Here is a 12,892-nt window from a genome sequence, read left to right as displayed (position 1 = left end):
GGAGGTCTCCGGTACGATCCCGGCGCAGAGCATTGCGCAGGGCGGCAGTTTGAATATCACCGTACCCGCGGGCACCTTTACCGATCCGGATGGCGATACCCTGACGCTCAGCGCCTCGCGGTCGGACGGCACCGCGCTGCCGAGCTGGCTGACTTTTAACGCCACCACTGGCACCTTCTCCGGTACCCCAGCCAATGGCGATGTGGGTAGCCTGACCATCCGCGTCACCGCCAGCGATGGTGATGCCTCTGTCAGTACCACCTTTGAGCTGACCGTTACCAACGTTAACGATGCGCCGGAGGTCTCCGGTACGATCCCGGCGCAGAGCATTGCGCAGGGCGGCAGTTTGAATGTTACCGTACCAGCCGGCACCTTTACCGATCCGGATGGCGATACCCTGACGCTCAGCGCCTCGCAGGCAGACGGCACCGCGCTGCCGGGCTGGCTGTTGTTTAACCCGGCCACCGGCACCTTCTCCGGCACCCCTGCCAGTGGTGATGTGGGTAGCCTGACCATCAAGGTCACCGCCACCGATAGCAACACTGCCTCGGTCAGCACCACCTTTGAGCTGACCGTTACCAACGTCAACGATGCACCGGAGGTCTCCGGTACGATCCCGGCGCAGAGTATTGCGCAGGGCGGTAGTTTGAACGTCACCATACCCGCCGGCACCTTTACCGATCCGGATGGCGATACCCTGATGCTGAGCGCCTCGCAGGCCGACGGCACCGCGCTGCCGGGCTGGCTGTTGTTTAACCCGGCCACCGGCACCTTCTCCGGCACCCCTGCCAGTGGTGATGTGGGTAGCCTGACCATCAAGGTCACCGCCACCGATAGCAACACTGCCTCGGTCAGCACCACCTTTGAGCTGACCGTTACCAACGTCAACGATGCACCGGAGGTCTCCGGTACGATCCCGGCGCAGAGTATTGCGCAGGGCGGCAGTTTGAATATCACCGTACCCGCTGGCACTTTTACCGATCCGGATGGCGATACCCTGATGCTGAGCGCCTCGCAGGCAGACGGCACCGCGCTACCGGACTGGCTGTCATTTAACCCGGCTACCGGCACCTTCTTCGGTACCCCTGCCAATGGCGATGTGGGTAACCTGACCATCAAGGTCACCGCCACCGACAGCGGTAATGCCTCGGTCAGTACCACCTTCGAACTGACCGTTACCAACGTCAACGATGCTCCCGTGGTTGACACGCCTATCCCGCCACAAAGCGTGGCACAGGGTGGTGGCTTCAACTTTACCGTACCTGACGGCACTTTTAACGATCCCGATGTCGGCGACACCCTGACGCTACGCGCCACCCTCGCCAACGGCTCACCGCTGCCAAGCTGGCTGCATTTCGATCCTGCTATCGGCACCTTCTCCGGCACACCGGGTAATGCGGATGTCGGTATCTTGGTGATCAGGGTAACAGCCACCGACGACAGTAACGCCTCGGTTAGCACCAGCTTTGGCCTGACGATCACCAACGTTAACGATGCTCCCGTGGTTGACACGCCTATCCCGCCACAAAGCGTGGCACAGGGTGGTGGCTTCAACTTTACCGTACCTGACGGCACTTTTAACGATCCCGATGTCGGCGACACCCTGACGCTACGCGCCACCCTCGCCAACGGCTCACCGCTGCCGAGTTGGCTGCATTTCGATCCTGCTATCGGCACCTTCTCCGGTACACCGGGCAATGCGGATGTCGGTATCTTGGTGATCAGGGTAACAGCCACCGACGGCAGTAATACGTCCATCAGTACCAGCTTTGGCCTGACGATCACCAACGTTAACGATGCACCCGTGGTTGCCACGCCAATCCCTGCGCAAAGCGTGGCACAGGGTGGTGGCTTCAACTTTACCGTACCTGACGGCACTTTTAACGATCCCGATGTCGGCGACACCCTGACGCTACGCGCCACCCTCGCCAACGGCTCACCGCTGCCGAGTTGGCTGCATTTCGATCCTGCTATCGGCACCTTCTCCGGTACGCCGGGCAATGCGGATGTCGGCAACTTGGTAATCCGGGTAACGGCCACCGATGGCAGTAATACGTCCATCAGTACCAGCTTTGGCTTGACCGTGACGAGCAGTATGGTAAGCAGCGATCCTCAGTTCAAAGCCAACGACGGTATTGGCCGGACGCCGTCAGCCAGCGATACACCCCAACTGTTTACGCAGGATGCCCCGATAGCACTGCCGGCATTGGATGGTCTGATTGCCAATCCGTCTCTCGGCAGTTTCACCGTGGGTAATGACGGCGCACCGAAGTCAGTGATGTCTGCCATTTTTGCTACTGGACGCCAGAACACCGAGGGGGGCTCCCTCCCAACTAGCCAAGTGGCGGACACTTTCGGACGTGGGGTCGCCAGCGGCATTGGTATGAACTTCGACAGCACACTAGGTTCCTTCCCCAGCTTCAGCAAAGATCCCGCTTTAGGTGGCACCTCATCGCTGGCTAGCGCGTTCTCGGGGATCTATTTGCCTTCATTGACACCAATGGAGGTCTTCTCCGGCGGCAGTTGGAAGGACATTCCGCTCGATAAGGTGAATAGTGCGATGAATAGCATGGATGACGGCACGGGGCGCTCGGTGGCATTTACGCCCTCACTGCATCAGCAATTACAACAGATAGGTGATTCGAAACTGCAACGTCTTGCAGCCATTGAGCAAGCATTGCAGGAAAGTGATCAGCAGCAGGGATAACCCTGCACGACAACACAGCAACTTGCGATACGCAAGACGATCGCAAGAACAACCAGAACCATCACAAGAATAACATTGGTAACAATGATAATGACGAGGAGCGGAATAGTGTTACAGGGTCGCAAACTATTTAGCCTTAGCGCCATCGTGCTAGCCGCCAGCGGCTGTGCCGTGACCACCCAACCGATCAGCAAGGTCGAAAGCGGGCAACGCAGCCAGCAGGACCGAGTCGCCATGTTCAGCCAGCAGGAGCCCGTCACGGCACCGATCACGCTGTATGATGCCATGGCACGAGCGCTGAAATATAACCTCGAATCACGCTTAAAAGTGATGGAATATGCGCTAAGTCAGCAGCAGGTGGAGCTGGCACGCTATGATATGTTGCCCAAACTGGCGGCATCAGCAGGCTACGTAGGACGTAATAATATAAGTGCCTCCAGTAGCCGCAGCGTGGAAACAGGACGTACCTCTCTGGAACCGTCTACCTCACAGGATCGCGACCGCGATGTCGCCGATCTGACCATGGTGTGGAACGTGCTCGACTTTGGCGTCAGCTACGTGACCGCCCAGCAAAAATCGGATCAACGTTGGATTGCCGAGGAGCGTAAACGCAAGGTCGTGCACACCATCCTGCAAGATGTGCGTTCTGCCTACTGGCGCGCCGTGGCCGCTGAGCGTCTCTTAGGGAAAATCGATAGTCTGATCGTCCGTGTCAACGCTGCACGTGAAGCAAGCGAGCACATGTCGTCACAGCAGATTGGCGATCCCATTGAAGCGCTGAGCTATCAACGTGCGCTGATCGACGCCACTCGCCAATTGGAAGAGCAGCGTCGCGCACTGTCGTTGGCCAAGACTGAGCTGGCGACCTTGATGAATCTGCCATTGGAGACGTCCTACAAGCTCGCGTTGCCACAAAGCAGTGACGAAACCGTACCGCAGTTGAATGTCGATGTGAAAGTGCTGGAAGAAGCGGCGCTGGTCAGTCGTCCAGAACTGCGCGAACAGGATTATCAGGTACGAATTCACGCAGCCGAAACCCGCAAGACGTTGCTGCGTATGCTGCCCGGCGTGGAAATCAGCGCAGGCGGTCACTATGACAGCAACTCTTTTCTGGTCAACAACAGTTGGGCTGACGTTGGCGTGAAAGCCACCTGGAACTTGTTCAATCTGCTATCCGGCCCCGCCGCGCGTAAAGCCGCTCAGGCTAACGAATCTGTATCGGAAGTGCAGCGCCAGGCGATGTCGTTGGCGATTATGGCGCAATTATATATCGCCCGGGCCAACTTCAATGAGGCACAGCGACAATATAAGACCAGTTCAGAATTGCGCAATCTTGACGCTAAAATCGTCGAACAACTGAGAAATCGCTATAAGGCTAACAGCATCGGTGAACTACAGTTGATTCAAGGTGAACTGAACGCCCTCAACGCCAGCTTGCGTCAGGATCTGGCTTATGCAGAACTACGCAATACCTATGGTCAGATATTCTCAACGATCGGACTAGATTTACTACCCAAAACCCTCCCGTCCAACAGCCTTGCAGATATCAGCCAGGCACTGCGTCAATCTGACGACAACTGGCAACAGGGTAAAATCAGTACATTACAATCGTTCTGATAGGCGAGAGGAAATCGCACGTTACCCTATCGGAGAATGTCACCTTTAGACCACACACAGAGGGCAGCTACGCTTGCCCTCTCAGACGATCTTGTCAACAGTCTGAGGCGGCCAATGGCCGCCAGTTTCAAACAATCGCCTTCACCATCTCCATGAGTTTGATGACATCTTCTGGCCGGGTATTCCCGGTTTGTGGATCGATAATAGAACTATAAACATGCGGCATCACTCGTGGCACACCGGCTTCCAGACAGGTTTGCAGGATGATGCCAAAATTATCCAAATCGATACCACCAGTCGGCTCAATCAGTGTCATACCATGCTGTGCCGCAGACGTTGCCAGCACGCGCAATTCTGCCAGTGATTTTTCTCCCCCCATTGGGAAAAATTTTGCCGCATGCGCTCCCATATCCAGCATCATACGTACCGCCGCATCACAAGAGACGCGAGCAGGCGTTCCCTGACTGCTGCTAACGCCGGTAGAGATGAGAACTTCTCCAGGCGTCCCCGTCGGACTGACCAGCGCGTTAATATGGGTCAATTCGCCGCCTGTCGCCGCCAGCGCACCAGCGGCAAAACCGCTGCCCGTAAAGGTCTGATTGACATGCGCCGGATGAACCGCTGAGGCGATCATTGCCGCTTTATAATACTGAGCCGGATCGCCCGCCCCTAGCCCTACGGAAATAGATGGCACTTCTGCCATCCAGCGTTTCACTTCGGCGATACCTTCATCAACCGAAGTAAACTGAGCGGAGAGTACGCCGATGGCCACATGGCCTTCGGCTGCCGCGTAAATTTCCCTGGCGTTGGCAATGTCTTTTGCCAGCACATTAATCGCCACACGCTGGCGATAAAAATTAAGCTGTTGCATGAGTAGCAATCTCCTTCAGTCGCGCAATGATCAACGCCATTTCCCCTTCTGCGACTGTACGTGGATCGAGGCTAAATACCCCCTGATGAAGGTTATAACGACGGGCGTATATCGCAATATCACCGCCTCGCAGTTGAGCTTCCACAGCACGGGCATCCAACCCCAATTCTTCTGGCAGCACCTTGATGCGAATACGCCAGATAGCCCGACCCGCTTCATCCTGCTCAATATCGGCACGCAAGCCGTGAATCATAGAAATCGCATCGGCTGCGGGCTGGAGATCCTCGGCGGTCTGTGTCGGCTGCGCGCTATGATAATTTTCCAGCGCGTAGATGAGCCCGACCATATTTTCCTTACCAATCTTCATTGCCCGAGCAATGCCGTGGTGCTGCGCTTTACAGGCAGCGATCCACTCTTTTTTCCCGGTGATAAACCCGGAAGTCGGCGCATTAAAGGCTTTAGCCCCACTGTAAATCACCATATCTGCGCCGCTGGCAACCCAGAGGTGTAAATCCTCCTCAGCGGCAGCATCGACAATCAGCGGTAAATGGTGGGTTTGCGCAACCTGAACAAAATCTTCGATGGTCAGCATGCCTTTCTGGACACAGTGATGCGACTTCACATACAGCAGCGCGGCGGTATCATCCGTAATGGCGCTCTCCAGTTGCCAACGGGCAACCAGATTACTGGAACCGACCTCCACTACGCGACCGCCTCCCAGACGAATAGCGCTGGTGATGGGCGCACCGTAATCAACATTATGCCCACGCAACATCACCACTTCATTGGCCATACCGGTACTGTCCGGCATCAGCGTCACCCGCGCCCGATCGCCACGGGTAATCGCCGCCGCAACCGCGATTGCGATCCCCGCAGACGCGCAGGACGTCACGTAGCTGTCCTCCGCACCGGTATAACGGGAAAGCAGTTCACCGGTACGATCCACTAAGCGATCAATTTCAACAAAGGCAGAAGCGGCCTGCGCTGTCGCCTTCATCACGTCTGGCGCAACGCTGGAAACACCGAGAATGGTCATCTTGCCACAGGCGTTAATAACCCGTTTTAGCCCCAGCTGTTGATAAATATTCTGAGTCATGGCTTACAGCACTCCCAGCAGCGAACACACCACACTGAGCGCGACTATCGATAGCAGAATAGTGGTGTAGCGCGGCCCTTTTTTCACCAGGTAGAAATAGATGGAAAACACAGCAGCCAGAGGCAACAGACCGGGTGCGATAGAATCCAGGATCTGCTGGACCACGACTTCAGAACCTTCCAAGGCACTAATTTTTAGCGGCGAGGTAATCTTGACGTAGCTTGCCGAAAGTGCGCCCATCATGATTAAGCCCAGCACGTTAGCGCCGTAAATCAGTTCCTTGATTCTCCCCCCTTGCAGCAAGCCGACGATCGAATCTCGTCCCAGCGAATACCCCTTGTGGATCAACCCGTAGCTGATCGCCAGCGTAATCGCCGGATAGAGAATCAACGGTGCAATCCCGCCTACTGCGCTACCATTGGCGGCAAAGGGAATAAAAATCGCAATCAGTAACGGCATCACCGCCGCCCAGACAATGGAATCCCCCATCCCGGCTAACGGCCCCATTAAACCCGTTTTAATCCCGGTGATAGAGGCATCGCTGATCGGTTCGCCACGCGTTTTCTGCTCTTCCATCGCGATGGAAATACCCTGAATCACCGCGCCAAATGTCTGTTCCGAGTTGAAGAAATTCAGATGGCGCTTTAACGCTTCCACTTGCTCTTCTTTTTGTGGATAGAGCTTTTTGATAATCGGCGTCATCGAGGCGCAGAAAATCAGACTCTGTAAACGTTCATAAGAGTTGGAAACCTCCGCCCCCAGCCAGTAGATAAACCAGGCTTTGGTGATATCCGCTTTAGTCAGCACGCCGCTTTCCCGTGCGCGCTCAACCAGTTCATGCTGCATTACGTCGCTACTCATCATGCTGCTCCTTCATTTTTCGCCAAACCTTTAATCAGGAAGGCCACACAGGTGCCGAAGATTGCCATCGCCATGATGTCTACTTTGAGATACAACACCGCGAAGAACCCGCCGATAAACCACGGTAACAGGCTCTTTTTACCGATCACCATAATGGTGATAGCGAAGCCCAGCGCAGGCAGAATGCCGCCCATGATCTCAAAGGAATGCGTCAGCCAGTGCGGCATCAGCTTAAGGAAGCTCTCCACCACATCTTGTCCGAAATAGTTGGCAGCGAATACAACCGGGAAGCGCAACACCAGTCCCAACAAGGCCGGGTAGATAAAGGCGCAGCGCATAATGCCGGACATGTTCGCCGTTTCGGCATGCTTATCAGCCATATGCACCCAAGCGGCGTTCAGCGTGCGACGTAATTGGTCGAGGAATACGCCGATCACCCCAAACGGGATCGCCAGCGCAATCGCCAGATTGGGGTCCATCCCCGCTTTTACCGCAATAGGAATTGAGATACAGGCAGCCAGAGCCGGATCTGACGGCACGTTGCCACCCGGTGTGGACGTAACGCCCAAATAAACCAGTTGCATCCCCGCACCAATGATCATCGCCGTCTGCATGTTGCCGAGTAGCAGACCAACAAATACCGCGATCACCACGGGCTGTAGCAACATCGCAGAGAAGGTGTAACCGAGGCGTAAACGGGCAAACCAGTAATACAACCCCATCAGGCTTGCGAAAAGTAAGGTATCCATAGTGTTATCCCATAATCAGAGGGTTAGAATTTTTTCAGGATATCGGCCAGTGACTGCGGTTTATCTTCCGGAATAGTTTGGAAGAATACCTGGATCCCACGGTCTTTCAGGTCGTTAAGGATGCCGACGTCTTTTTCATCCAGTGTGATATTTTGGAAAACCGCTTTACGATTTGGCCCACCTCCTAGTCCGCCAACCTGAATGGTATTGACGTCAAACCCCTGTTGTACCGCCTGTTGGATGGCCGCCAGAGACGGAAATAACACCAGAACATTGCCGTCGCCCAGTTGGTTTTCTTTCCATGCTGCGGCAAAACTTTGATTGCCATAGCAATCCACTTTGATGTTCGGCGGAGCCGCCATCAGGTAGATATTTTTCATGAACGGATCGGCATCCAGTTCATCGCTGACCACCGCGATCCGATTTGCCTGAGACTGTCCCACCCATTTCGTCACCACCTGCCCATGAATGAGGCGGCTATCAATACGACATAACACGATGTTTGCCATGATTTTTTCCTTTGTTATTGTGATTGTTGTTATTGTGATTGTTGTAATTGATGAACGTGAGCGACAACATCCAGACAACTGCTGCGCCCGGCTTCAACCAGATCGGAAACACAATCGGTAAGCCGACCATGTTCACGTCGGTCCAGCGCTTCCAGCAACAGGGAAGCATTCAACCCGGAAACCACCGCAACCGGATAATCCGCACTCAGGCGTGCCGCCACGTTTGAGGTCGTGCCGCCAACAAAGTCGGTCAGGATCAGCGAGCCTTCCGGCATGGTTTGCACGACGGATTCGACACGCTGATAAAATTCACCCAACGTATCAACGGGCATCAATGCAATTTCCGTCACGCCTTCAATTTCGCCTGTCACCATGCGCAGGCTGTTGCAAAGCGGCTGCCCCCAGCCACCGTGTGTCAGCAGCAGAATTCGGGGCAACAGTTGAGTCGGTACAGTGGTAGTCAAAATGGCCTCCAGGCTCGATTACGTTTACCCATGTAATAGAGCAAAGGATGTGCCAGATTTGTGTCACGCAGGAGGGATAAAAATACGTGGCGAGGCGCTAAGCCTCGCCAGCAAAGGGATTAGTTATACAACAACTCATAAATATAAATATACTCCGCATCCGATAAACGGATCGCGTAAGCCTCTTCTATCGGTAGGAAAGCGGATTTGATGACACTAAACGCCCGGGCATCCAGATCGGGCTTATTTTCCAACGCCATCTGTAACGGTTTTCGGTTAATCACGATACGCTCAACCATGCAACAGCAGTGGATCAGGAAGCGCAGTGTCACCTGACGACTGGGTTTCAAAGCCAATGTTGTCGTTAAATGATTCAGTACGCCTTCAATCTCTTTCAGAATACGCTGTGGATTAAGCACCGAAATGTGGTTGATGATACTCTCCATGGTCAACGCGCTGATAAAACGCATGGCGCTGCGCTCCATCTCCAGGCGTCGTTCCGCGCTGGAAAGATCTGGCGTTAAAAGGCTTAATACCAACTCCGGCCCCTGTTCGGAAAATAACTCTTCTAACGAGATAAACGGTATATCCGGCAACCCAGGCTGGAAGGTGCCGACAATCCCCGCCAGACGTTCACGAGCGTTCAATGCCTGTTGAACCCGTTCCAGACTGCGCACTTCGTTGTAATCCAGGATCACCATGCGCGTGTCCTGAGACATCAGTTCGCCAAAGCTTTCCTCCAGCACTTTTTTAATCTTTTCCGCTGTTCCCATACCGGTAATGCAGGAAATAACCAATACGTTGCCGCTACTTTCCTGCTGTGGCGTACAGAGCTGACTGGGGATGCCTTTACTTTGCATAAGCTCAGCCAACTGCGGCAAATCACTGGTCTCAAAGCTCAAATCCAGCCCCACTTCCAGCAGGCTGGTAAGCGTAATATTCGGCATAAGCAGGACATCAATCTGAAACAGTTTGCTAATAGTGCTACCGAAATGGATCAACGAGCCAATATCCACCATCAGGATCAACCGTTGATAGCGTCGGTTCTGGATCATCTGCGTTAATGTTTCCAGCGTATCGTGTACCGATTGCTCAAACGGCATATCAATCGCGCTGAACAGATCACGTTCCAATACACGATTGACGTACTGCGCCATACTGGTGGCGGTTGTCGCGCCGTGGGCAATCAGGATGACGCCGCAATCCGGGCTGGCGTCAATGCGCTGTCGATAATGGCGACACTCTTTCAAAAACAGGCAGAGCCAGACCACCTCTGTCGCCGGGCACTGGATATGCAGCAACTCGTTAATTTTGCGACACAGCAGCGTGGCATTCTCATATTCGTCTTTACAGCGATCCAGGATCAGACTGGAAGAATACAGTTGCGGAATCAGACCACGCTGTACATAGCCAATCAACGCCAGAAAATGTTTACGTAAAGGATTAACCAGATTTTCCGGCAGTGAAAAACCCAGTACCTGTTCGACACAACCGATCAGTAGCGTGACCCGCTCTTCAATCTGATCGCCATAGCGCGGCGGATGCGCCACACTGTCGCGGCTATAGAGACCGTATTCAAAAATGGAGCTGAGTTTGTTTTTCAGTATTGCCAGCGTTTCTGCTGGCGGGACATTACTGTTACGCAGATTGACATATTCACGGGTCAGGAAGCTGTAAAAAAGATCGCTTTCCTCAATCTCCGCGCCGGTTGCCAGAGAACTTTTCAATGCTGGCAACGTACGCGCATCAACGTTCAACCGCTCTTTGGTTTCAAACAGCGTATCAACTAACTGACGTTGTTCAGGCGTCGCATTAACCGGCATCTCCACCAAACGCTTGTCCAATTGCAGCGTGTCATTATGCTCGGTCATCCCCGACGCCCATGCCTGCGCGCACAAGAATTGGATATCACTTTTGAGCTGCCCGATGTTACCTTCCAGTGGTTTATTCAGCAGCCATAACAGAAGCGTTTTATCGATACTGACCGTGCGTTCTATTTTGCGACTTTCGCGCTGCAAAAAACCGACGATCAGTTCGATCTGTTCTTCTACCGAGCGCTGACGAATACCGGGTAAATCGATACAGACCTGAATACGACGTTGAAAAGTGCGTAACAGTGCCGAGTTTATCGGCTCGGTCGTCGCGCAAATCAATCGCACCGCGATCGATCGAGCCACCGCACTGGAACCGAGTGGGCGGTATTCGCCTTTATCCAAGATCGAGAACAGTTTCTCCTGACCTTCATAAGACAGGCGATGTACTTCGTCCAGCAGCAAATAGCCACCATCTGCCTGTTCTACCAGACCGGATTTGTTTTCGTTCGCGCCAGTAAACGCCCCTTGCCGATGACCAAACAAATGTGAGGAGAGCAACTCCGGGTTGTGCGCATATTCCGCACAGTTGAAATAGACCAGCGGCGGCGGCGTTCCTGTGGCGTGTTCGCAGGCGAAGCGATGCATCAGTTCCGCAAAAAACGTTTTTCCGACCCCGGACGGCCCCGTCAGCAAAACATGCAACCCATGCGGATAAAGCACGGCGGCTCGTCCCTTTTCCACCGCATCACGCAGACTGCGATCGTAGCCGATCAACCCCATAAACGGATCGTCAGAAGCCGATCCTTCATGATGCGGCAAAAGATCGGCAACAGAACGCACTTCACGCTCGGACTCATCCAGTTTACGTGCCAACAGGGTCTCAATCGTCTGACGATGCAGAAAGCACACCGGGCGACCCCGGCTCTTAATCGCCAGACCGTCATTCCACAACTGATTGAGATCTTTACTAACAGAGTTACGCGCCAATCCGAGGTTGAAGCCAATGCTTTCTGCCGTAAACACCGCTTCCTGTTCAAGATCGGTAAGACTTAGCCCACGCGTAAGTCGCTCTAGCTCCCTCAGTATGATCTCAATACGTCTCATCGCACTACCGCTTAAGAATTAAATGATTGTTCAGAACATACACTATTCTGCCACGCAAAACAGAGGTTCACGGGGAAGAATCTATTTGCAGACGATAATCATCGCCTGTGGATAAGCAATCGGAGCGGGATATCAGCACGCCCCATTCATAGAGTACGTACTGAGAAATCAGAAAAATTGAACGCATTTACGCAGGTGACTTGCTACAACGAAGACAAACGGGGCGGCTAACCCGCATTTTGAAAACGTTGACGATAAGCGCTGGGAGAAACACCAAATGCCTGATGAAATACCACGGAAAAATAGTTGCTGTCATCAAAACCGCACTGTGCCGCAATTTCCCCAATAGTTTGCTGATTGTAGCGCAACAGTTCCATCGCTTTGCATAGCCGTAGTTGACGCAAATATTGCAGCACGCTCATACCCGTTTGCTCTTTAAATCGCGCTCTCAGGCCACGTGCGCTAAATCCATTCTGTTCACAAAAAACATCAAAACGAAAAGGGCTGGCGATACTGGCACGCAACGCGTTCATCAATAAGTCCAACTGATGGGCATCCGCCAATTGAGGGTTATTCGGCAAATGACGATAACGCATCGCCAGCAGCGCAATTTGCAACAGTAGCACCTCGCTCAGTTGCAACGACAGCAGATCTGATTTCATGCTCTCTCGCGCCAACGCATCAACCCGGTCACGAATGGTGTCCATCCCCTGCGAGCCCAGACACCAGTAACGCTCACTGTGTGGCGTGTCCCCGCCAGGCAACAGCGCGCCCCAGTCCGCCGAGAGCGACAGTCGATCGCGGATATACATAATGTTATCCAATTCCAGATCGTGGACGGATTCGTAGCTGTGCCGATCGCTTGCCGAGACATAAAACATGTCACCACGCGTAATGCGATAAGGCACGTCATTCCAGAAATGCAGACCATTCCCGCGCCAGACGATCACCAATTCATCAAAATCGTGGTGATGCAGCGGGAATACTGGCTGTGGATGCCGTTCGGCAACCATGACGCTATTTTTATCGGTAAGGAAATAGTCTTCAGTCTGTAGTTTCAAACCCCGTCTACTGTTTACCATCCCTCACCTGCCTGCGCT

Annotated in this window: 10 protein-coding genes; 2 read left to right on the top strand and 8 right to left on the bottom strand. The window is 53.7% G+C overall.

Features of this window, described 5'->3' with window-relative positions; all coding sequences use genetic code 11:
• Together ACKPVM_RS11625 and ACKPVM_RS11620 are read left to right on the top strand one after the other, a co-directional pair.
• Nucleotides 1–2,707, top strand: a 2,707-nt coding sequence (locus tag ACKPVM_RS11625; RefSeq protein WP_409309200.1) for a putative Ig domain-containing protein, incomplete at its 5' end; no start/stop codon positions are given.
• A gap of 108 nt (nt 2,708–2,815) precedes the next feature.
• Nucleotides 2,816–4,324 (top strand): TolC family protein, encoded by a 1,509-nt coding sequence (locus ACKPVM_RS11620; protein ID WP_409309199.1) that lies wholly within the window; start codon nt 2,816–2,818, stop codon nt 4,322–4,324.
• A gap of 127 nt (nt 4,325–4,451) precedes the next feature.
• Here ACKPVM_RS11620 and dagF read toward each other — a convergent pair whose 3' ends face one another.
• The 8 genes from dagF to ACKPVM_RS11580 form a co-directional block, all read right to left on the bottom strand.
• A complete protein-coding gene (gene dagF / locus ACKPVM_RS11615; RefSeq protein ID WP_409309198.1) occupies nt 4,452–5,195 on the bottom strand; it encodes a 2-dehydro-3-deoxy-phosphogluconate aldolase in 744 nt (247 codons plus the stop codon).
• Entirely contained in the window at nt 5,182–6,291 is a 1,110-nt protein-coding gene (gene dgaE / locus ACKPVM_RS11610; RefSeq protein ID WP_409309197.1) for a D-glucosaminate-6-phosphate ammonia lyase, read from the bottom strand. The genes dagF and dgaE overlap by 14 nt, the downstream gene beginning before the upstream one ends.
• A gap of 3 nt (nt 6,292–6,294) precedes the next feature.
• Complete coding sequence (locus ACKPVM_RS11605) at nt 6,295–7,155, bottom strand: PTS system mannose/fructose/sorbose family transporter subunit IID (protein WP_409309196.1); 861 nt, start codon at nt 7,153–7,155, stop codon at nt 6,295–6,297.
• Nucleotides 7,152–7,901 (bottom strand): PTS mannose/fructose/sorbose/N-acetylgalactosamine transporter subunit IIC, encoded by a 750-nt coding sequence (locus ACKPVM_RS11600; RefSeq protein WP_409309195.1) that lies wholly within the window; start codon nt 7,899–7,901, stop codon nt 7,152–7,154. Before ACKPVM_RS11600 ends, ACKPVM_RS11605 begins: the two co-directional genes overlap by 4 nt.
• A 23-nt stretch (nt 7,902–7,924) precedes the next feature.
• Nucleotides 7,925–8,410 (bottom strand): PTS sugar transporter subunit IIB, encoded by a 486-nt coding sequence (locus tag ACKPVM_RS11595; protein ID WP_409309194.1) that lies wholly within the window; start codon nt 8,408–8,410, stop codon nt 7,925–7,927.
• A 29-nt stretch (nt 8,411–8,439) separates the two neighbouring features.
• On the bottom strand, nt 8,440–8,874 hold the full coding sequence (locus ACKPVM_RS11590; RefSeq protein ID WP_409309193.1) for a PTS sugar transporter subunit IIA: 435 nt from the start codon (nt 8,872–8,874) through the stop codon (nt 8,440–8,442).
• Between the two features lie 119 nt (nt 8,875–8,993).
• On the bottom strand, nt 8,994–11,792 hold the full coding sequence (dagR, locus tag ACKPVM_RS11585) for a transcriptional regulator DagR (protein WP_409309192.1): 2,799 nt from the start codon (nt 11,790–11,792) through the stop codon (nt 8,994–8,996).
• 227 nt (nt 11,793–12,019) lie between these two features.
• On the bottom strand, nt 12,020–12,874 hold the full coding sequence (locus ACKPVM_RS11580; protein ID WP_409309191.1) for a helix-turn-helix domain-containing protein: 855 nt from the start codon (nt 12,872–12,874) through the stop codon (nt 12,020–12,022).
• Between the last annotated feature and the right edge of the window lie 18 nt (nt 12,875–12,892).

It is taken from the genome of Pectobacterium hainanensis, from assembly GCF_046237015.1.
GTDB lineage: Bacteria > Pseudomonadota > Gammaproteobacteria > Enterobacterales > Enterobacteriaceae > JBJYIN01.
The sequence above is the reverse complement of the archived record's forward strand: the minus strand, read 5'-3'. Positions and strand labels throughout refer to the sequence as shown.

What these genes read in the sequence shown, in the direction of transcription:
- dagF (WP_409309198.1), bottom strand. Translation starts at nt 5,195, where the DNA reads ATGCAACAGCTTAATTTTTATCGCCAGCGTGTGGCGATTAATGTGCTG.
- dgaE (WP_409309197.1), bottom strand. Translation starts at nt 6,291, where the DNA reads ATGACTCAGAATATTTATCAACAGCTGGGGCTAAAACGGGTTATTAAC.
- ACKPVM_RS11605 (WP_409309196.1), bottom strand. Translation starts at nt 7,155, where the DNA reads ATGATGAGTAGCGACGTAATGCAGCATGAACTGGTTGAGCGCGCACGG.
- ACKPVM_RS11600 (WP_409309195.1), bottom strand. Translation starts at nt 7,901, where the DNA reads ATGGATACCTTACTTTTCGCAAGCCTGATGGGGTTGTATTACTGGTTT.
- ACKPVM_RS11595 (WP_409309194.1), bottom strand. Translation starts at nt 8,410, where the DNA reads ATGGCAAACATCGTGTTATGTCGTATTGATAGCCGCCTCATTCATGGG.
- dagR (WP_409309192.1), bottom strand. Translation starts at nt 11,792, where the DNA reads ATGAGACGTATTGAGATCATACTGAGGGAGCTAGAGCGACTTACGCGT.
- ACKPVM_RS11580 (WP_409309191.1), bottom strand. Translation starts at nt 12,874, where the DNA reads ATGGTAAACAGTAGACGGGGTTTGAAACTACAGACTGAAGACTATTTC.